General features: G+C 68.6%; 15 protein-coding genes. 8 read left to right on the forward strand and 7 right to left on the reverse strand.

Annotated features, from left to right (window positions below; translation table 11 throughout):
• Entirely contained in the window at positions 1–3,180 is a 3,180-nt protein-coding gene (locus ACFY3C_RS18710) for a type I restriction endonuclease subunit R (RefSeq protein WP_390771508.1), read from the forward strand.
• Between the two features lie 68 nt (positions 3,181–3,248).
• Here the strand turns inward: ACFY3C_RS18710 and ACFY3C_RS18715 are convergent, their stop codons facing one another.
• Positions 3,249–3,461, reverse strand: coding sequence for a DUF397 domain-containing protein (locus tag ACFY3C_RS18715; RefSeq protein WP_390771509.1), 213 nt, complete (start codon positions 3,459–3,461; stop codon positions 3,249–3,251).
• Positions 3,458–4,324: a helix-turn-helix domain-containing protein gene (locus tag ACFY3C_RS18720; RefSeq protein ID WP_390771510.1), complete on the reverse strand. Its 867-nt coding sequence runs from the start codon at positions 4,322–4,324 to the stop codon at positions 3,458–3,460. The genes ACFY3C_RS18715 and ACFY3C_RS18720 overlap by 4 nt, the downstream gene beginning before the upstream one ends.
• 261 nt (positions 4,325–4,585) lie before the next feature.
• Here ACFY3C_RS18720 and ACFY3C_RS18725 point away from each other — a divergent pair, with 261 nt between their 5' ends.
• The 3 genes from ACFY3C_RS18725 (at position 4,586) to ACFY3C_RS18735 (ending at position 8,256) form a co-directional block, all read left to right on the forward strand.
• Positions 4,586–5,989 (forward strand): hypothetical protein, encoded by a 1,404-nt coding sequence (locus ACFY3C_RS18725; protein WP_390771511.1) that lies wholly within the window; start codon positions 4,586–4,588, stop codon positions 5,987–5,989.
• A 101-nt stretch (positions 5,990–6,090) separates the two neighbouring features.
• Positions 6,091–6,552 (forward strand): ATP-binding protein, encoded by a 462-nt coding sequence (locus ACFY3C_RS18730; protein ID WP_390771512.1) that lies wholly within the window; start codon positions 6,091–6,093, stop codon positions 6,550–6,552.
• A 114-nt stretch (positions 6,553–6,666) separates the two neighbouring features.
• On the forward strand, positions 6,667–8,256 hold the full coding sequence (locus ACFY3C_RS18735; protein WP_390771513.1) for a protein kinase: 1,590 nt from the start codon (positions 6,667–6,669) through the stop codon (positions 8,254–8,256).
• A gap of 199 nt (positions 8,257–8,455) precedes the next feature.
• Here the strand turns inward: ACFY3C_RS18735 and ACFY3C_RS18740 are convergent, their stop codons facing one another.
• On the reverse strand, positions 8,456–8,911 hold the full coding sequence (locus ACFY3C_RS18740; protein ID WP_390771514.1) for a hypothetical protein: 456 nt from the start codon (positions 8,909–8,911) through the stop codon (positions 8,456–8,458).
• A 132-nt stretch (positions 8,912–9,043) separates the two neighbouring features.
• Between ACFY3C_RS18740 and ACFY3C_RS18745 the strand changes: the two genes are divergently transcribed.
• From ACFY3C_RS18745 to ACFY3C_RS18755, 3 genes are all read left to right on the forward strand, one after another.
• Positions 9,044–10,495: an AIPR family protein gene (locus ACFY3C_RS18745; protein ID WP_390771515.1), complete on the forward strand. Its 1,452-nt coding sequence runs from the start codon at positions 9,044–9,046 to the stop codon at positions 10,493–10,495.
• 15 nt (positions 10,496–10,510) lie between these two features.
• Positions 10,511–12,643 (forward strand): UvrD-helicase domain-containing protein, encoded by a 2,133-nt coding sequence (locus ACFY3C_RS18750; protein ID WP_390771516.1) that lies wholly within the window; start codon positions 10,511–10,513, stop codon positions 12,641–12,643.
• A gap of 79 nt (positions 12,644–12,722) precedes the next feature.
• Positions 12,723–14,093, forward strand: a complete 1,371-nt coding sequence (locus ACFY3C_RS18755) for a hypothetical protein (RefSeq protein WP_390771517.1) — start codon at positions 12,723–12,725, stop codon at positions 14,091–14,093.
• 70 nt (positions 14,094–14,163) lie between these two features.
• Here ACFY3C_RS18755 and ACFY3C_RS18760 read toward each other — a convergent pair whose 3' ends face one another.
• Genes ACFY3C_RS18760 through ACFY3C_RS18775 form a run of 4 tightly spaced genes read right to left on the reverse strand, consistent with a single transcriptional unit; the run spans position 14,164 to position 18,728 of the window.
• A complete protein-coding gene (locus ACFY3C_RS18760) occupies positions 14,164–15,528 on the reverse strand; it encodes a GH1 family beta-glucosidase (RefSeq protein ID WP_390771518.1) in 1,365 nt (454 codons plus the stop codon).
• 29 nt (positions 15,529–15,557) lie between these two features.
• Positions 15,558–16,397 (reverse strand): carbohydrate ABC transporter permease, encoded by an 840-nt coding sequence (locus ACFY3C_RS18765; RefSeq protein WP_390771746.1) that lies wholly within the window; start codon positions 16,395–16,397, stop codon positions 15,558–15,560.
• Between the two features lie 22 nt (positions 16,398–16,419).
• Positions 16,420–17,406, reverse strand: a complete 987-nt coding sequence (locus ACFY3C_RS18770) for a carbohydrate ABC transporter permease (protein ID WP_386575982.1) — start codon at positions 17,404–17,406, stop codon at positions 16,420–16,422.
• 5 nt (positions 17,407–17,411) lie between these two features.
• Positions 17,412–18,728, reverse strand: a complete 1,317-nt coding sequence (locus tag ACFY3C_RS18775; RefSeq protein ID WP_390771519.1) for an ABC transporter substrate-binding protein — start codon at positions 18,726–18,728, stop codon at positions 17,412–17,414.
• 193 nt (positions 18,729–18,921) lie between these two features.
• Between ACFY3C_RS18775 and ACFY3C_RS18780 the strand changes: the two genes are divergently transcribed.
• Positions 18,922–20,211: an ROK family protein gene (locus ACFY3C_RS18780; protein WP_390771520.1), complete on the forward strand. Its 1,290-nt coding sequence runs from the start codon at positions 18,922–18,924 to the stop codon at positions 20,209–20,211.
• Positions 20,212–20,239: the final 28 nt, after the last annotated feature.

Genomic DNA, 20,239 nt, shown 5'->3' on the forward strand with positions numbered 1-20,239 from the left:
ATGAGCCCTGTTCACAGCGAGTCTGCCTTCGGCGATGCCATCATCGCCGCCATGATCGAGCGCGGTTGGCGCGAAGCGCGGCCCGAGGACTACACGGCCGATCTCGGCCTGGACACGAACGAGCTGTATACCTTCATCGGCGCCACCCAGCCCGACGAGTGGTACGAGCTCGTCACCCTCTACGGCAATGACCACGACGAGGCCCAGCGCGGGTTCGCCCGGCGGCTCGACCAGGCCATCGCCACCGACGGTCTCCTGGACGTACTCCGCAACGGCGTCAAGGACCGCGGTGTCCGCCTCCGGGTGGCGTTCTTCAAGCCGAACCTCGTCGCCCACGACAGCGTCCTCGACAGCTACCGTGCCAACCGCCTCACCGTCGTCCGTGAACTCCGCTACGCGACCAAGCAGGCCGACTGGGGCAACGCACTCGACCTCACCCTCTTCCTCAACGGAATCCCCGTCGCCACCGCCGAGTTGAAGAACCCGCTCACCGGCCAGGGTGTGGAGCAGGCCAAGGAGCAGTACCGCAGCGACCGCGACCCCACCGAGCTGATCTTCACGCGGCGCGTGGTCGCGAACTTCGCCGTCGACCCTGACCTGGTGTTCGTGGCGACCCAGCTCAAGGGCCCCAAGACCCGTTTCCTCCCCTTCAACACCGGCTCCAACGGCCCCGGTCAGCCCGGCGGCGCCGGAAACCCCACCCCCACCGCCTACGGCACGTACGCCACCTCCTACCTCTGGGAGCAGCTGTGGCAGCCGGACAACTGGCTCGACCTCCTCCAGCGGTTCGTGCACCTGCACAAGTCGAAGACGCCCGGCGGCGGCACGACCAAGACCCTGATTTTCCCCCGCTTCCACCAGTGGGACGTGGTCAAGAAACTCACCTCTCACGCGGCCACCCGCGGCGCCGGCCACAACTACCTGGTCATGGCCTCGGCCGGCTCCGGCAAGTCGAACACCATCGGCTGGCTTGCCCACCGACTGAGCGACCTCCACACCCCCACTGACCCCCGCGAGCTCGACCCCGAGACCCTCGCGAAGGGACTCAAGACGGGCGTGCCGGTCTTCGACAAGGTCATCGTCATCACCGACCGCCGCAACCTGGACGCCCAACTCCGGGAAACGATCGGCAGTTTCGAGCAGACCGCCGGCCTGGTCGTGAAGATCGACGAGAAGTACGGCGCGAAGGGCGAACAGCTTGCCCGCGCCCTGTCCCGCGACACCGGGAAGATCGTCACCGTCACGCTGCACTCGTTCCCCGCGCTCCTCGACTACCTCCAGCGCAACCCCACCGAGATCCAGGGCTCGACCTTCGCGATCATCGTGGACGAGGCGCACTCCTCGCAGTCGGGCGACGCCGCCACCGCCGTACGTGCCGCCCTGCGCGACCTCGGCCTGGACTCCGACTCGGACGACGCGGGCGCGACCACCCTCACACTCGACGAGAAGCTGGAGAAGAGGGCGGAGGAGCGCTCCCAGGCCGCGAACCTCTCCTACTTCGCCTTCACGGCCACCCCGAAGCACAAGACCCTCGAACTCTTCGGCACCCCGCAGACAGTGAACGGCGAAGCCGTGCACCGGCCCTTCCACACGTACTCCATGCGCCAAGCCATCGAGGAAGGCTTCATCCTTGACCCGTTGCGCACGTACGTCACGTACAACACGTACTGGAAGCTGGTGAACCAGAACCCGGACGAACGCGAGGTCGATCCCTCGAAGGCGAACAGCCTGCTCGCCCGGTACGCCCTGACCCACGAGTCCACGGTCGCCCAGCACGCCCAGGTCATCGTGGAGCACTTCGTCTCGCACACCCGCGGCCGGCTCGGCGGGCGTGCCAAGTCCATGGTCGTGACCGCCTCCCGGCAGTCCGCCGTCGACATGGCGCGCGCGATCAAGAGCTACATCAAGGACCGGGACTACGACACCAAGTATCCGGAACTCGGCGTCCTCGTCGCCTTCTCCGGCTCTCTCACTGTCGACGGCGAGGAAACCACCGAGTCCAAGGAGAACGGCGGCCTGCCGGAGAGCGCACTGCCCAAGGCATTCGCGTACACCCGTGCCGACGACAAGACCGTCCGCGCCGGCGGTGCGGGCCAGCAGGAGTACAAGATCCTGGTCGTCGCGGAGAAGTACCAGACCGGCTTCGACCAGCCGCTCCTGACGACGATGTACGTTAACAAGACTCTGACCGGCATCTCCGCCGTGCAGACGCTCTCCCGTCTGAACCGGACCGCCGACCGCAAGACCCAGGCCGACCTGGCCGTCCTGGACTTCGTCAACGAGGCCGAGGACATCCAAGAGTCCTTCCGCCCGTACTTCGAGGAGGCGATGACCCTCCCCTCCGACCCGAACCTGCTCTACACCGCGCAGAGCCGGGTCATGCGGGCGCCGATCCTGGCCGCCCAGGAGATGGACGAGTTCGCCGCGGCCTACTTCGCCGCCAAGGAGAAGGCCGCCGGCTCGCAGACCAAGTGGGAGAAGCTGCACGCCGAGCTGTACCGGCTGCTCTCCCCCGCCGTGACCCGCTTCGAGGCCCTGCGCGACAGCGACGACGAGGACGACGTGGAGACGGCGGAGGACTTCCGTGCCGACCTCAACGACTACGTCCGCAAGTACGGCTTCCTCGCCCAGATCGTCCCCTACCGGGATGCCGAGTTGGAGCGGCTGCACCTCTACGGCCGCTACCTGCTCACCCGGCTCCGGGGTCGCACCGACGGTGGTGTGGACATAGGCGAGGTCGACCTCAGCCACCTGCGGGTCGACAAGACCGGCGAGTACGACGTCTCCCTCACCGCCGAGGGGCCGACGACGATGCAGGGCTTCGGCGACGGCTCGGGCGGCGCGAAGGAAGCGGAGAAGTCGCTGCTCTCCGAACTCATCGAGAAGTTCAACGAGCGCTTCGGCACCGAGTTCACCGAGCAGGACGTCATCCGCCCCTTCGAGGAGGCGATGGCCGAGCCGAAGGTCCGCAAGGCGGCCGTCGCCAACAACGACGTGGACAACTTCGGGCTCGTCTTCGACGACGTCTTCGCCGACAAGATGGCCGACCACATCGACACCATCGCCGGTCTCGGCCGCCAGTACTTCGGCCCCGACAAGGGCTTCAAGTCCAGTCTGGACCGCAGCGCCCGCAAGGCCGCGTGGCGGATGATCCGCCGCGAGGAGGGCGTGGACGAGTAGACGCACTTGCGAGAGGGCCGTACCGCTGGCTGTGAAGAGCGCGGCACGGCCCTCAGCCGCGGTTCAGATCAGACACCGTGGCCTGCGGCCAGCCCGACCAACCACGCCCACGCGTGGGGCGCGACCGCCAGTACCGGCCCGGCGGACTGCTTCGAGTCCCTGACCAGGACCGCTTCGGGGGTTGCGGCAATCTCGACACACTCGCCCCCGTTGCCAGTGCTGTAGCTGCTCTTGATCCACGCGGCCTCGGGTACAGCCGCGTTGCTGCGCTGCACGCTCATACCTCTCCTATCAATTGCTCGATGAACGCTGCCGATTCGCCTGGCGACAGCGCCTGTGACCGGAGGATGCCATAACGCGCTTCTAAGGTGCGCACATGCGCGACGTCGGTGTAGAGGCGGCTGTGGTCCTGCACCTCGGCGTACGCGAGGCGCTGCCCCTTATCGGTGTCGATCAGTGTGAAGGGTCCGCCCAACGCGGCGTTGTCCTCACGCGCGATCGGCATGACCTGCACCTCCACATTTCTGGACTGGCCGGTGAGGAGGATCTGCTCCAGAGTCTCGCGCAGGACCTTTCGACCGCCGATCGGCCTCCGCAGGACTGCCTCCTCGATCACGAAGCTCATCAGCGGGGCCGGCCGTCGGCTGAACACCTCTTGCCTCACCATGCGAGCCTCGAGACGTTGTTCGATCACCTCGTCCTCCAACAACGGCCGCTGCATATGGAATACCGCTCGCGCGTAGTCCACGGTCTGCAACAGACCGGGCACCGCGTAAACCGCATAGAGGTTCAGAGCCGAAGCCTCGGCCTCCAATCGGGCAGCATCCCGAAAGAACGCCGGATACTGCGCCCGAGCCACCTCCTCCTTCATCGCCTTGAGTACGCCCCCGGCGTCCAGTACCTCGTCCGCCCGGTCGATGAACCTCGGCTGCGGGATGCGCCGGCCCTGCTCGAACGAAGCGACCGACTGTGCCGCGTATCCCACCAGCTTCCCGAACTCCGCCCGATCCAGCCCGGCCCGGATCCGCAGCAGCTTCAACTGCCGCCCGAACACGGCCACCACGCCCGTTCCCGGCTCGTCCTCCGGCCGCGGACCCGACTGATCGGCGTCATCCCATCCGTGTTCGTCCCGCTCATCGTGCATCGGCCTCACCGTTCTCCCGCCTCAACACCCCGCCCTGCCCACCGACACGCAGCGCGCGACATACGCCCACACCCCGTCGCGCACAACCTACTGACGACGGCGCGTTACCACTGATTACGCTACGCCGTCACTCCCCGCCGGGGTGGCACGACCGACAAGACACCCCCTCCATTCGCCCCGCCGCCCGGACCGGCATGGGCCGAACTCGCCCTCATACACAGGAGATAGCCTGCAATCCGAACGGTTGATCAAGGGGGGCACGTGACGTCATCACCGGAATCCGCGGAGCACCACGCCGACGAAGAGGATGGCTGGGACGACGAGGAATGGGAGGAGGAGGAAGAGCCGGTCAGCGAGCAGAGGCAGCGCGTGGATGCCGCCATCGAGCTCGCCGAGAAGGACGCTTCCCAGGGAGTCCCCGTACTCATCGGCATGCTCACGGACTGGGACCTCGACGAGGACGGTTCACACGAACTGCGTGCCGAGGTGATGAGCCATCTGATGCACAGGGAGGGGGCTCCGGCCGGTGCTGCCAACTGGGTGCTTGCCGAAGGTGGAACGGCGTACGAGCTTGACATCGTGCTCGGGTACGCGAGCTACCCGCCGTACAAGAAGGGGCCCGTACTCACTCCTCAGGAGCGCCGCCAACGCAGCATCGAGGTGCTGGAGCTCGTCGTAGCGGCACGGGGCCTGGCCGAGAACGTGCGGTGGGCGGCGATCAGTGAGTACCTGAACCTCGCCGTGTATACCGGATACCTATCGCTGACGACCCTAGCGCCCGATATCGACGTCCGGGCAGCGGCGTCCGGGTACTCGTCCGTGCCTGATGAACTCCTCTCCGGGCTGTCCACGTATGTCGCCCAGGACAGCTCCCATCCCATGCACCTTCGGATCGACATCGTCGAACGACTGTGGGACGACGATCCCCTTGGCGCGGGAACGGCACTCGCCGGAGTCCTTCGCGACCTCACCACCGAAGGGCCTGAACTGGGGACGCTTCTGCGTGCGCTCTTCCAGAGCGACAAGCAGAGGTTGCGTGAGTTGATGGCGGAACTGGAAGAGAACGAGGATCTGCGCAGTGCGAGGCGCTTCGTTTCCGCGACCCTCGATTCCCTGGACACCGCGGATCGACTGCACCCTGCGGGTCGCCTGGGCCACCAGCTTCACGCTTGGGTGCGGGGCGCGGTAGCGGAGCAGTGGGGCAGCGGCAGTGACGGCTCGCAAAGTGCTTACCTCGATGACGACGAGGTCGCCTTTCTGACGGATCTGGCCTCCAGATATCACGAACTCAGGGGCGACATTGCAGAACCTTCCGGTGAGCCGGCCGTTTGCGACCAGTTGGCGCTCCCTTTCGAAGCCGAGCTGTTCCCACCCGAGTGGCGCATCTTCGACATGGGCCCCGTGCCCGACTTCGCCGTCTGGCAGGACAGCGGTGTCCGAGCCGTCGTACGCGTGAAGCCGACACCGGCACCAAACACGCAGTCATGGCAGTTTGCTGTGGCGGACGCTCGGGGCAATGAGCTGTCCGTGTTCACAGGGGAGCTGTGCGAGCGCGAGGACAACCGTTTCACGGTCGACTTCCCGGTCGGACTGCTGGACCGGTCGGAGTGGGCACACCTGTTGCTCCAGGGGCTCAACGCTTTGAGCACGTACGCGGGCGGTTGACGCAGCGCGCCACGTACGCCGACAGCCCCGCCACGTACAACCACGCGGCGACGGCGCGTCACCACTGGTTACGCTCGGCCATCGCACCGCACCGTGGAGGCATGACCAGCGAGATCCTCCCTCCCCACCACACCGCCCAACTCACCAACCGCGCACACAACTTCTCGATGCTGTTCAGTTCCACCCCGCGCGGTGCACGCCTCGCCCGCCGCCTCGCCGCGCACCGATTCGACGCATGGGGCATCCCGTACGACAGCGACCCGCACGACGCGCTCACTCTGATCGTCGGCGAGCTGTGCGCGAACGCCGTCCGCCACGGCCACGTCCCTGGCCGCGACTTCCACCTCCGGCTGACCCGCGACGCCACTGCCGTACGCGTGGAGGTCACCGACACCCGCACGGAGCGGCTCCCGTCCACCCCGGCAGCGTCCGGCGCCCTCAGCGAGGGTGGCCGAGGCCTGTTCCTGGTGGCCCACCTCGCCACCCACTGGAACTGGCACCCACGCCCCGACGGCCCCGGCAAGACGGTCTGGGCGGAATACGACCTGCCCACCGGAAGCTGACCGGACGGCCACACGCCCGCGGCCGTTTCACATCGCATCGACTGGACGCAAGATCTTCACAGCCGTCAGACTTGACCCCTGACCACGACAGCGCGCTCGTATCCGGGGGGCAACGTGCCGAAGCAGGCGATCTCCGACCGCTACGAGCTCCTGGAGGAGCTCAGCAGCGGTGGCATGGGGGACGTGTGGCGCGGCTACGACAGCGTGCTGGACCGGCCGGTCGCCGTGAAGCTCATCCGGCAGGCGTCGGTCACCTCCCCGCAGCTTGCCGAAGAGTTCGCCAAGCGGTTCCACCGTGAGGCCCGCATCACCGCTCGCATCCAGCACCCGGGCGTGCCGCAGGTGTACGACGCGGTCCTCGGCGAGTCGTACGAGCGGCTGTTCCTGGTGATGGAACTCGTCGACGGCGTCCCGCTGTCCGCCTACATCCACCGCGACCGGCCGCTGCCCATCAGCTGGGCGGCGGCCGTCGCCGCGCAGGTGGCGACGGTCCTGTCGCACGCGCACGACGTGCCGGTGATCCACCGTGACCTGAAGCCGGGGAACATCCTCGTCGCCCGTGACGGGACGGTGAAGGTCCTCGACTTCGGCATCGCGGCGATCTTGCGTACCGATGTCACCAAGCTGACGGCAACCGGCAGTCCCGTCGGCACCTACCAGTACATGTCGCCGGAACAGGTCCGGGGCGGGCGCATCACCCCGCAGACGGACCTCTACGCCCTGGGCTGCGTCCTGCACGAACTACTCAGCGGGCGGGTCGTGTTCGAGGCGGACAGCGAGTTCCAGTTGATGTACCAGCACGTCAACGCCGCCCCCACTCCCCTGCGTCAACTGCGACCCGACGTGCCCGAGGAGCTGGAGGAGCTGGTCCTGCACCTGCTGCGCAAGGCGCCCGAGGCGCGGCCCGCAGACACGCAGGAGGTGTACGCGCGGCTGCTGCCGTTCCTGCCCAAGCCCGGCGAGAAGCCCGACGCCGCCGAGGCGGGCCCGCCGGGCGCGCCCGACCCGACGGGCCTGTTCCGTCACCCCTACGCACCCCGGCCGCGCGCCCAGGCCCCGGCAGCCACCGGCCAGACCCCCGCCGTCCCCGTCGCCCCGCAGGGCGGACCGGTACCCGTCCCCGCCCAGATGCGCGAGGACATCGAGGAGGCCTACGCCCACTCCGACGCCCTGCTGGAGGAGGAGCGCTTCGCGCAGGCCGCCGAGGTGCTCGGCGAGATCATCGAGCCGGCCGCGCTCGCGCTCGGCTCGGAGAGCAAGCAGGTCCTGGCGCTGCGCCGGCAGCGGGCCGCGATCCGGCTCCTCGGCGGCGACTACCGGGCCGCCCTGCCCGAGTTCGAGGTCCTCGCCGACGCGTACGCCCGTATCAACGGTCCCACTGGCAAGCATGCCCGCGCCTGCCGAGCACAGGCGGCCCGCTGCCGCGCCGAACTCGGCCAGGTCACCGACGCGCTCGCCACGCTCCAGGGGGTGCTGAACGTCGTACGCTCGGTGGACGGCGACGCCAGCGAGGAAGCCCTGGAGTTGCGCAGGGACATCGGCATGCTGTTGCTCGCCCAGGGGAGGGCGGCTGACGCCGGGCAGATTCTGACCCCACTTTACGAAGACCTGTGCGTGGTGTTCGGGCCCGGGGACGAAGTGACCGCGGAGATCGCCGAGGCCCTGGCGGTCATCCGGCTCGGCCTCGACGGGCAGATGCCCTGACGCCGTAGCAGTCGCAGTTACGTACGAAGATAAGGATGGTTGCGGGCTGTTCGCCCGGCCATGGGAGGGGAACAGAATCGTGAACGCAAAGGACACCAGCGGCGCTGCCCCGAGCATACTCACCCAGGTACGGCAGGTCGGTACGGCCCTCACTCAGGTCTACAGCAGCCTCCTCGACGTCGGTGACCTGGCTCAGTACTCAGGGGAGGATTACGACAACCGCCTGCTCTCCCGGGCCTTGACCGCACAGGCCGTGCGGATTGTGACCGGCTTCAGTCCGGAGGAAGCGGCCGCCACCGTCATCGATGGACATGCGGACCAGGGCATCGACGCCATTGCCGTCGTGGACGGACCCAACCCGCACGTGTACCTCGTTCAGGGAAAGTGGAGTCCGCAGGGCAAGGCCGCTGCCGACCGCAAGGCGGTACTCGAACTCCTCGCCGGCCTGCGCCTCATCGACGACGAGGACTTCGCCCCGTTCAATCCGCGTGGCCGACAGCTCGCCGAGTACGCCAAGTCCGTCATGGACCGAGGGCCAATACCCGTCACTCAGGTCGTCGTTCTGATGCGGCCCGACGAGCCGGGAGAGGGCTTCCGTCAAGCGCTGGTCACGGGCGAGAAACCGTTCAACAAGTACGGGGATCGACTCGACCACGAGATCATTCTGGCTCCCACGGTATGGGCATCCATCCGGACGGACCTCACGCCTGACCCCGTGCAGCTCAGCGCCACGCTCTTCCCCTGGTTCGGGATCAGCTCCCCGTACGAGTCGTACCAAGGGGTCGTCATGGCCGAAGAGATCGCCCAATGGGCCAAGAGCGGATCGAATCTCTTCAGCCTCAACATCCGCAACCCACTGGGCCGCACGCCCATCAACAGTGCCCTGGTCGAAACACTCACCCAGGAACCCGCTCACTTCTGGTACTTCAACAACGGCATCACCGTGCTCTGCGATTCCGTCGAAAAGGCGCAACAGAGCATGCTCGCGCCTCAGCATCGCCCCCTGACGCTCACCCTGAACAACGCCAGTGTCGTGAACGGCGCGCAGACCGTGCGGTCCGTCGCCGAGGCACTGACCGCCGATCCGACCGCGGCCGAGGCGCAGATCGGCGTACGGATCATCGTCACCGGCAAGGCCGAGAAGTTTGCCAAGGAAACCACCAAGGCCACCAACCGGCAGAACAGCGTGGGCGCCCGCGACTTCATCGCTCTCGACCCGGTCCAGGCCGCGATCATGGACGAGATGCGAGCCGAGCTCGGCCTGGAATACAGCGTCCGCCGCAGCGAACTGGACCCGCCCGAGGAATCCGGCTGCTCGGTGGTCGAGGCTGCCTGCGCTCTGGCCTGTGCCCAAACCGACAGCCAGTACGCGGCAAGGATCGCGCTCTCGCTGGAGCCCCTCTGGGAGCGGGGCTCGCAGGGTGTCTACGACAGTCTCTTCCGCCCGCAGCCCGGGGTCTATCTCTTGTGGAACGCGGTCCAGGTACTGCGTCAGGTGCGCCGCAGCCTCCTGCAGCTCCGCGGCCGCTACGAGGGACGCGGCGCGGCTCTGGCGGATCACGGCGTATACCTGCTCACCCATCTGGTGTTCCGGCTCCTCGACACCGAGGCCATCGGCGAGCCGGACACCAAGCTGAGCTGGGCCAAGGATGCCGTCGAGACGACGAAGAAGCTCGTCGAGCGGCTGCTGCCCATTACCGTCGCCGCGCTCGACGAGCTCTTCACGGAGCGTTCCCAGATCCGGGCGGTGTGCTCCGACGCCGTCCGCTGCCGCGACCTGACCGAACGAGTGGTCGCCGTCATGACCGGACAGGAAAACGGCCATACCCCTGACACATACCGACGAGTCCGCCCTCAGCGCAAGCGCCGTCGGCCCAACGCCGTTCAGGTCCTCGTCGACAAGCAGGTCCTGAGCGATGGAGATCCGCTCGTGCTCAACGCCGCGTACCCGGTGGAGGCCGAGGCGCTGCGGGAGTGGCTCGCCGAGGACGGGCGCCGTGCCCTGGCCTCCTGGGTCAACAACCGCTCCAAGCCGATCCTCTGGGCTGCCGACGGCAAGCAGTACTCGCCCTCCGGACTGATCACCCACATGTGGGAGCTGGCCGAATGGGCCGAGCGGCCCGTCGCGAATCAGGGCACTGCCCGGTGGGTTACCAAGTCGGGTGAGACCCTCGCCGATCTAGCGTGGCGGACCCTCAATGATCTGGAGGAGCCGGACGCGGACGAGACCGACGAATAGAGAGACCAACAAGACATGCCGCACCTCGCCTTCGACATCGGTTTCTGCGCCCAGCTCGGCAAGCTCCAGGGCACGGTCAAGCAGGGCGTCTTCGACGCCTGGGAGAAGTTCGAGCGCCTCAGCCTGGACCAGCTCTTCAAAGACCCGGGACTGAAGCTGGAGTCCCTGAAGCGGGCCAAGGACCCCCACATCCGTACGATCCGCATCGACCAGGGGACGAGGGGCGTCGTCCTCGCTCCCGACAGTGGCGACACCTTCGTACTGCTGCGCGTCATGCCGCACGACAAGGCGATCGACTGGGCCGTCAAGCAGAAGGCGAGCATCAACGCGGTGACGCGGGCCGTGGAGATCCGTGACATCCAGATGCTCGAAGAGCTGACGCCGGCGTACGAGCGGATCGCGCCCGCCCCGGACCTGCGACTGTTCGCCAAGTTCTCCGACGGCGACCTGGCAGCGCTCGGCATCGACGAGACCACGCTGCGGCAGGCCCGGGTGCTCACCAGCAAGGAGCAGCTGGAGGTGTTCGCGCCGTACTTCCCGCAGGACCAGCGGGAAGTCCTGGAGTACCTCGCGGAAGGCTTCTCCGTGGAGGAAGTCTGGCGGGACGTGGTGTCCGTCAGCCTGGCCACGGCGAGCGCCGATCCGGTGGACACCGGCGACTACGCGACCGCCATCCGCCACACCCGCACCCGCATCGCCCTCGTCACCGCCTCCGACGAACTGCGCGAGATCCTCGACAAGCCGTTCGCGGCCTGGCGGGTCTTCCTCCACCCCTCGCAGCACAAGGTGGCCTACCGGGCCAGCTACTCCGGTCCCGCCCAGGTCACCGGAGGGCCCGGCACCGGCAAGACCGTCGTCGCGTTGCACCGCGTCAAGCACCTGCTGACGTATCTGCGCGACGGCGACCGCATCCTGCTGACCACGTACACCAACGCCCTCGTCGCCGCACTGCGCAGCGGGCTCGCGACGCTCGTCGAGGACGAGGGGCTGCGCGACCGCGTGGACATCACCACCGTGGACGCACTCGCCGGCCGGATCGTCTCCACCTCGCGCCGTCCGCTGCGGAGCGGGCAGGAGGAGGCCCGCTGGGCACGGGCGGCCGAGGCGACCGGCTTCACGGGGAGCGTCCAGTTCCTCGCCCAGGAGTACAAGCACGTCGTACTGGCCCAGAACCTGCGGAGTCTGGAGGAGTACGAGGCCGCCGACCGGCGCGGGCGGGGCAGTCGGCTCCCGTCCGCGGAACGGGCCTTGGTGTGGCGCACGGTCCAGGAGTTCATCGACCAGCTCCGGGCGGACGGCCTGCGTACCTACCTGGGAACGTGCGCGGAGGCAGCCGACCTGCTCCAGGACAAGGGACCCCTGTATCGGCACGTCGTCGTCGACGAGGCCCAGGACCTGCACCCGGCCCAGTGGCGCCTGCTGCGCGCCGCGGCGCCCGCGCGCCCGGACGACCTGTTCATCGCCGGCGACCCCCACCAGCGCATCTACGACACGAAGGTCTCCCTGAAGGCCCTAGGCATCAAGGTCGCCGGGCGCTCCACCAAGATGCGGAAGAACTACCGTTCCACGCACGAGATCCTCAGCTGGTCCACCGCCCTTCTCGTCGGCCGCCCCTTCGAGCTGCTGGAGGACGACGCCCGCAACGAGACCCTCCTCGGCTACCGGTCCGCGCTGCACGGCAACGGCCCCGAGCTGCTCGCGGCGGACTCGGAGGAGGCCGAACTCGACGCCCTCGTCGAGCGCGTGCGTACCTGGACCACGAACGGCGTCACCGCGGGGGAGATCGGCGTCGCCACCCGCTTCAACAAGGGTGTCGAGAAGGCGATCGCGCGGCTGACCGCCGCCGGTGTCCCGGCGGTGCACCTGCGCGCGGATGTTCCGGAGAACACGGACGCCGTCCGCGTCGGAACCATGCACTCCGTCAAGGGCCTGGAGTTCCGCTGCGTCGCCGTCACTGGCGTCAACGACGGCGCCTTGCCGTACCCGAAGGCCGTGACCCCCGTGGAACTGGACCGTGCCCAGCACGAAGCGGACCTCATGTCCGAACGCTGCCTGTTGTTCGTGGCCTGCACACGGGCGCGGGACGGCCTGTACGTGTCCTGGACCGGAAACCCCAGCCCCTTCCTGACGGAAGCGGGCGCGGCCTGACCGCCTGACCGCATGCCCATCCTCATCGGCGGGACATCGAGGGATCCTCACTGTCAGTGGCACGTCGTAACGTTGTGTCATGAGTGAAGGGCAGGGACATGGGCGGGAAACGGACGGAGGCGGCGCGAGTCCGAGCCAGGGGACGGACAGCGCGGCGCGTTGGGGCCAGGAGAAGGTGCGTGCGCTTCTCGGTCTAGCGGTGTGGGAGATCGAACTCGCGGCCGCGGCAGGTCTGTTGGATCGTGGCGCGGATCGTCGCTTCGACCCGAGCGAGGTGGCACGGGTGGCTGCGGATCTGGACGGCTTCCGGGCTCGGCTGGCGAGCGAGCACCGGTTGAACGCGACGGAGGCGGCCCGGCGCCTGGGCATCTCGCCCGAGCGGTGGCGCCGCATCGTGGCGGTCACGGGGCTCATGCCCGTGGCCGAGGAGCAGGTGCGCAAGTACGGGAAGGTGCTGACTGTGCGGTACTACCGTGCGGCCGATGTCAACAGCCTCGCCGCACATGCCGCTGCCGGCCAGGTGTTGCGGGATGCCGTGACCGCGGTGGGCCGCTCGGAGGCTGCTCGTAAGGCCGCCGCTACACGAGCCCGGAACAGGGAGCGTGCCGAGCGGGCCCGCCATGAGCTGAACACTGTGCGCGAGGAAGCCGCACTGGGGACGCCCGTCGCCATGGTGCGCTACGCCGCCGCGCTGGCGGCGAACCTCACGCAAGGCCCGCGGTACTTGACGAGGTTCACGGGAGACGAGTCAGTCGTGGCGCTGGCGGCCGTGGTCAAGGAGTGCCGACTGCCCACGGAGGAGCGTTCCGCACTGCTCGATGAGGTTCTGCCGCGGGCCCGCGAGGCGTACGGCGAACTCGCTTGGCCCGCGGAGGTCGAGCGCCGGGCCGGCGTCAAGGGGTCCGTGTTCGCGGGTCGCATCGACATGGTCGGCGGCTGTATGCCGCGAGCCAAGCTGGAGGAGTTGCTCGCGGCCCCACCAGTCTGGCTGGCCGAGGCGCGTGCGGCAGCGGCAGCCGAGGAGGCGGCGGCAGCCGCGCACCGGTCCCGCGCCGCAGAGGAGAACGCCGTACTGGCGGCAGCCCAGGAAGCGGCACGTCTCACCGACGAGACGGTGGCCGAGTTGTTCGGCCTCCCCGTCGAGGTCGTCGCCGCGCTGCGGCCACGTCGTCGCGCGGGGTGGTGGCACCCCCAGCATGTCGCCGGCCTCCTCGCCGCACCCCCGCCGTGGTTGCGCACCGAGGAAGCCGCCCGGGCCGAGATCGCGCGGCGCGAGGCACGTGCGGCTCGTGCCCGGCAGGCGCGCGCGAACCGGCGCGCCGCATGGCGGCGAACCTGGGCCGAACAACTGGGCGTGCCTCTGGAACAGGTACCAGCGAACTGTGGCAGACCGACTGCCAAGGCGGTGCGAGCAGCCCGCGCCGATCCGCCGCACTGGGCCCGGCCATGACAGCCGTGCACCGCGTGCCACCACGTGAGGCGGGCTTCCTCGCCCCGCCCATCGGTCGCCTGAGCCCCACCTAGGCGGCCCGGCGTGCCTGGCCGCGGTGGGCGCGGACGATGTCCGCGTACCGGTGTCCGCTGCCCTTGATCGTGCGCACCTGGGTGCGGTAGTCGACGTGGACGAGGCCGAAACGCTTGGCGTAGCCGTACGCCCACTCGAAGTTGTCCAGCAGTGACCAGGCGAAGTAGCCGGCGAGCGGGGCGCCCTTGCGGGCCGCCGAGGCGCAGGCGGCGAGGTGCCGCTCCAGGTAGTCCTGGCGCTCCGGGTCGTCGACGGTGCCGTCGGGGCGGACCACGTCCGGGAAGGCCGAGCCGTTCTCGGTGACGTAGATCTTCCCTGCGCCGTACTCGTCGGTGAGGCGCAGCAGCAGGGTCTCGATGCCGCTAGCGTCGATCTCCCAGTCCATGCCGGTGCGCGGGACGTCCGGGCGGCGTACGGCGCGGACACGGGGGGCCGGGCCGGTGGGGTCGTCGGCGACGTACGCCGGGAAGTAGTAGTTCAGGCCGAGCCAGTCCAGCGGCGCCGCGATGGTCTCCAGATCGCCCGGCTGCTCGGGGAGTTCGACGCCGTACGTCTCGACCATGTCGGCCGGGAAGCCGCGGCCGTGCACCGGGTCGAGCCACCAGCGGTTCACATGGCCGTCGTGGCGGCGGGCGGCCGCCAGGTCCTCGGGGCGGTCGGTGGCCGCGTGCACGGTGGAGAGGTTGTTGACGATGCCGACCTGCGCGTCGGGGGCGGCGGCGCGGATCGCCTGCGCGGCGAGGCCGTGGCCGAGGAGCAGGTGGTAGGAGGCGCGTACGGCCGCGGTGAGTTCGGTCCAGCCGGGGGCCATCTTGCCCTCCAGGTGGCCGATCCAGGCCGAGCAGGAGGGCTCGTTGAGGGTCGCCCACGACTTCACGCGGTCACCGAGGCGTTCGGCGACGGTCGAGGCGTACTCGGCGAACGCGAAGGCGGTCGCCCGCTCCGGCCAGCCGCCACGGTCCTGGAGCACCTGCGGCAGGTCCCAGTGGTAGAGGGTGACGGAGGGGGTGATGCCCGCCTCCAGCAGGGCGTCCACCAACTCGTCGTAGAAGGCCAGGCCCTTGGGGTTGACGGGGCCGTCGCCGCCGGGGATCACCCGTGGCCAGGCGACGGACAACCGGTAGGCGTTGGTGCCGAGTTGCCGCATCAGGCCGAGGTCCTCGCGCCAGCGGTGGTAGTGGTCGCACGCGACGTCGCCGTTGTCGTCGTTCGCGATCTTCCCCGGGGTGTGCGAGAAGGTGTCCCAGATCGACGGTGTACGGCCGTCCTCGGCGACGGCCCCCTCGATCTGGTACGCCGCTGTGGCCGTGCCCCACAGGAAGTCGTGCGGGAGTGCGGCGAGGTCGATGCGTTCGGACACGGAAGTCCCTTCGGAGTGCAAGGTGTCGGTCACTTGACGGCGCCCGCCGTCAGACCGGCGACGAGATAGCGCTGGAGGAGCAGGAAGCCGGCCACCACGGGCACGCTGACGACCAGCGAGGCGGCCATGATCTGGTTCCAGTACACGTTGTTGAGGGTCGAGTAGCCCTGGAGGCCGACGGCGAGGGTGCGGGTGGTGTCGTTGGTCATGACGGACGCGAAGAGCACCTCTCCCCACGCGGTCATGAAGGCGTACACCGCAACCGCGACGATGCCGGGAATCGCGGCCGGCACGACGATCCTGAGCAGCGCGCCGAGCGGGCCGCAGCCGTCCACCAGCGCCGCCTCGTCCAGGTCGCGCGGCACCGAGTCGAAGTAGCCGATCAGCATCCAGATCGAGAACGGGAGCGAGAAGGTGAGGTACGTCAGGATCAAGCCGCCGCGGGAGCCGAACAGGGCGATGCCGGTGGCGTTGCCGATGTTGACGTAGATGAGGAACAGCGGGAGGAGGAAGAGGATGCCGGGGAACATCTGTGTCGACAGCACGGTCACCGTGAAGACCCGCTTGCCGCGGAATTCGTAGCGGCTGACGGCGTAGGCGGCGAACACGGCGATGACCACCGAGCAGATGGTCGCCGCGCCCGCCACGATCAGCGAGTTCACGAAGTACTTGGCGAGCGGGATCGTCGACCAGATGTCGATGTACGGCCGGATGGTCAGCCCGCTGGGCAGCCAGCGGAACTTGCCCGTGACGTCTGCGAGCGGCTTCAGCGAGCTGGAGACCATCACGTACACCGGCAGCAGCACGAAGCCGGTGAGCAGGGTGAGGAAGATCCGCCGCGACCACAGGAACGAACGGGGCGGCGCCATCGGGGAGTCGGACATCGGGGACTCAGACATCGGCGGCCCTCCGTCCGCGCGAGGTGAACAGGAGGTACAGGCCCGTCACGACCAGCAGGAACAGCAGGAGCAGAACGGACATGGCGGAGCCGGTGCCGAAGTTCCAGGTGACGAAGGACGCCTGGTAGATGTGCACCGAGATGAGGTCGGCGGCCTCTGGGGCGGCCTTGCCGAACATCACGTACGGCGTGTTGAAGTCGTTGAACGTCCACAGGAACAGGACCAGGATCAGCACCTGGTTGACCGGGCGCAGGGACGGCAGGGTGATGCGGCGGATCTGCTGCCACATCCCGGCGCCGTCCAGTGCGGCCGCCTCGTACAGCTCGCGCGGGATGTTCTGCAGTCCGGCCATCACGATGAGGAAGGCGAACGGCCAGCCCTTCCACACGGACACGGTCAGCAGGGCGTAGAAGCTGTTGTCGCCGATCAGCCAGAAGGAGGGCTTGTCGGTGAGGTGCAGCTGGTCGTGCAGGACGTGGTTCACCAGGCCGTTGTCGTGCTGGAACATGAACACCCAGGTGATGACGGCCGCGTAGACGGGCAGCGCGTACGGCACCAGGAACAGGGCGCGCAGCAGACCGCGGCCGCGGAAGGTGTCCTGCATGAAGATCGCGGCGGCGGTTCCGATCAGCCAGCACAGGCCGACCGACAGCAGGGTGAACCCGACGGTGACGAGGAACGAGTGCAGCAGCGCCTCGCCCACGGGTGCGTCGAAGTCCACCGACAGCTTGTAGTTGCCGAGGCCGGACCAGGGGGCGGTCCCCCAGTCGCGGATGTAGAACTGGGTGAGTTCCTTGAAGCTCATCACGATGCCGATGACCATCGGCACCAGGTGGACGAGGAGTTCGAGGAGCAGGGCGGGCAGGAGCAGCAGGTAGGGCAGTCCGATGCGGCGGATCCGCCCGGCGCGGCGACGGTGTTCGCGCGCCGCGCCGGGGGAGGTCTCGTGCACCGGCTCTTTCAGAGCGGTGGTGGTCATCGTGCTCAGGCCGCCGGCATCTGCTGCTGGGCCTTCTCCAGCTTGGCCTTGACGGAGTCGGTGGTCACCGCGCGTCCGGCGGCGGCGTCGGCGAACAGCTCCTTGACGGCCGTGCCGACCGTCGTCTCGAACTGAGACTCGGCGGGGACCTGCGGCAGCGCGGCCGCGCTGGTGGCGAGGGTGTTCTTCAGCACGGCGTTGGACGGGGAGTTGAAGGCGGCGTTTTCCTGGGCGGCCTTCACCGGCGGGATCGAGCTGTAGGCCGTGTTGAGGGTCTTCTGCTCGTCGTCGCTGGTCATGAACTTCACGAACTTCGTGGCGCCGTCGAGGTTGTGGCTGTTCTTGAAGACCGCGATGTTGATGCCGGCGACCATCGAGTTGGTCTGGGCGTCGGCGCCGGGGGTGCCGGACTGCACGGGCACGGGGGCGATGCCGTAGGCGTCCTCGCTCATGCCCTGGGACTTGAGGTTGGCGGAGGCGGACTGCCACAGCAGGATGGCCTGCTTGCCCTTGGCGAAGTCGCTGACGGACTGGTTCTGCGCGTACTCGGCGTCGCCGGTCGGGATGACCTTGTCCTTGGCCATCAGGTCGACGTACTGCTTGACCGCGTCGACCACCTTGGGGTTGGTGAAGTCCGGCTTGCCGTCGGCGGTGAAGAAGTCGGCGCCGTGCTGCTTGGCGAAGACGAAGGTGTGGTGGATGTTCTCCGACACGTTCGAGCCCTCGGCGCCGAGGACCGACTTGCCCTTCGCCTTGATCTTCTTGCCGTCGGCGATCAGCTCGTCCCAGGTGGCCGGTGGCTTGGAGATGCCGGCGTCGGCGAAGATCTGCTTGTTGTAGTAGAGCGCGTACGCCATCGAGTACAGCGGTACGGCGGCCGGGTCCTTGCCCTGGGCGCCCGTGGATCCGAGCGCGGACTCGACGAACCGGTCCTTGCCGCCGATCTTGTCGAAGTTCTTGGCGTCCCAGGGCAGCAGCGCGCCGGTCGCCTGCAAGGAGGCGCTCCAGGTGTTGCCGATGTTCAGCACGTCCGGGCCCTGACCGGACGTGGTCGCCGTCAGAATCCGGTTGAGCAGATCGGACCAGGGCACGACCTCCAGCTTCACCTTGATCCCGGTCTGCTTCTCGAACTTGTCGAGTTCGGGCTGGAGGACCTTCTTGTCGACGGCGATACTGGCGCCCTGGTTGGAGGCCCAGTAGGTCAGCGTCTTCGGCGAGTCGTCGGACCCGCTGCCGCTGGACGAACCGCCTCCGCAGGCCGTGGCCGCGAGAGCGAGAGACATGGTGACGGCGCCTACGGCCGCGGCTCGGATGCTGCGCATGGCTCCAGGTGTCCCTTTCCGGGAGGAGAACCCCGAGGGGCCGCTCGCGGAGGCCGACACCCGTGCGACCCTCGAAGCCCCTCATGGCTTAATTTAGGATGTGAGTTAAACCTCAAGAGAATCGCTCGTCAAGGGATCCGGCAACGGCATCCGCTCCGGCGGGCCACAAATGTGCGTGAACCAGGGAGGTCGGGTGGCAGGGCTGGGCGGCCGTACGGTGCGTGACCTGCGGCGGGAGAGCCGGAGCGCCGTTCTGCAACGGTTGTATTTCGACGGCCCGATGAGCCGGCACGCGCTCGGCCCGGCGGCCGGGCTGAGTTCGGGCTCCGTCAGCAACGTCGTGGCCGAACTCCTCGCCGACGGCCTGGTGGAGGAGGCGGGCATCGTCGACTCCGACGCCGGCCGCCCGCGCCGACTGCTGCGCATACGACCGGACAGCGGCCGGCTCATCGGGGTCGACGTCGGCGAGACCCGGGTACGTGTGGAGCTGTTCGACCTCGGACTACGCGAACTCGCCTGCACGGAACGTCCGTTGGGCCCACGCGGCTACGACGTCGACGCCGTCGTCGGCCATGTGCACGAGGGCATGGCCGAGGTGTTCCGTACGGCCGCGCTCGCCCCCGACGACCTCCTCGGCGTGGGCATCGGCGTGCCCGGCATCATCGAGGACGCGGGCGAGCAGGGCGCCGTCGTCCACGGCCAGACGATCGGCTGGGACGCGGTCCCACTGGAGCGACGGCTCCGCCTGACCGGCCAACTCCCCTCCCACATTCCCTACTTCATCGACAACGGCGCCAAGACCCTGGGCCAGGCCGAGATGTGGTTCGGCGCGGGCCGCGGCGCCCGCAACGCCGTGGTCGTCCTTTTCGGCTCCGGAGTCGGCGCCTGCGTGGTCACCGAGGAGGCAGCCCAGGGACGGGCGGTGGAGTGGGGACATCTGACGGTACGGGTCGGCGGGCGCCGGTGCCGGTGCGGTGCCCGGGGCTGCCTGGAGGCGTACGCGGGCGCGGAGGCGCTGGTCGCACGCTGGCAGGAGGCAGGCGGGCAACCGTCGCCCGGGGCAGGCGAGGAGAGGGCCCTGACCGAACTGCTCGCCGCCGCCCGCCCCTCGAACGACAGCACGCCCGACCCGGTGGCGGCGGCCGTCCTGGCCGAGACGGCCGAGTACCTGGGCGCCGGTCTGTCCGACCTGATCAACCTCTTCCAGCCCGAACGCGTCCTGATCGGCGGCTGGGCGGGCCTCCAACTCGGCGGCACCTTCCTGGACGAGGTCCGCGCCCACGCCCTCACACAGGCACTCCGCTTCCCTGCGGGCCGGGTCGGCATCGAACTGGGCCGGCTCGGACCGGACGCGGTCACCGTGGGGGCGGCGGTGCTTCCGCTGGCGGCGTTCTTCGCCCGGGGCGGGCAACGGCCGCGGCGCGCGGCGCGGCCGGTGAAGGCACCGGCTTGGCGGGCGGCGGTGGATGGACGGTTGGCGTGAGGGGTCCGTCGGCGCATGTCCGAGTCGG

This window comes from Streptomyces sp. NPDC001410 (assembly GCF_042895235.1).
Taxonomy (GTDB): domain Bacteria; phylum Actinomycetota; class Actinomycetes; order Streptomycetales; family Streptomycetaceae; genus Streptomyces.

Bases quoted from the DNA above. Each gene is read 5' to 3' on its own strand.
- ACFY3C_RS18715 (WP_390771509.1), bottom strand. From the start codon at position 3,461: ATGAGCGTGCAGCGCAGCAACGCGGCTGTACCCGAGGCCGCGTGGATC.
- ACFY3C_RS18775 (WP_390771519.1), bottom strand. From the start codon at position 18,728: ATGCGCAGCATCCGAGCCGCGGCCGTAGGCGCCGTCACCATGTCTCTC.
- ACFY3C_RS18710 (WP_390771508.1), top strand. From the start codon at position 1: ATGAGCCCTGTTCACAGCGAGTCTGCCTTCGGCGATGCCATCATCGCC.
- ACFY3C_RS18745 (WP_390771515.1), top strand. From the start codon at position 9,044: ATGGCCGAAGAGATCGCCCAATGGGCCAAGAGCGGATCGAATCTCTTC.
- ACFY3C_RS18755 (WP_390771517.1), top strand. From the start codon at position 12,723: ATGAGTGAAGGGCAGGGACATGGGCGGGAAACGGACGGAGGCGGCGCG.
- ACFY3C_RS18765 (WP_390771746.1), bottom strand. From the start codon at position 16,397: ATGGCGCCGCCCCGTTCGTTCCTGTGGTCGCGGCGGATCTTCCTCACC.
- ACFY3C_RS18770 (WP_386575982.1), bottom strand. From the start codon at position 17,406: ATGACCACCACCGCTCTGAAAGAGCCGGTGCACGAGACCTCCCCCGGC.
- ACFY3C_RS18730 (WP_390771512.1), top strand. From the start codon at position 6,091: ATGACCAGCGAGATCCTCCCTCCCCACCACACCGCCCAACTCACCAAC.
- ACFY3C_RS18750 (WP_390771516.1), top strand. From the start codon at position 10,511: ATGCCGCACCTCGCCTTCGACATCGGTTTCTGCGCCCAGCTCGGCAAG.
- ACFY3C_RS18720 (WP_390771510.1), bottom strand. From the start codon at position 4,324: ATGCACGATGAGCGGGACGAACACGGATGGGATGACGCCGATCAGTCG.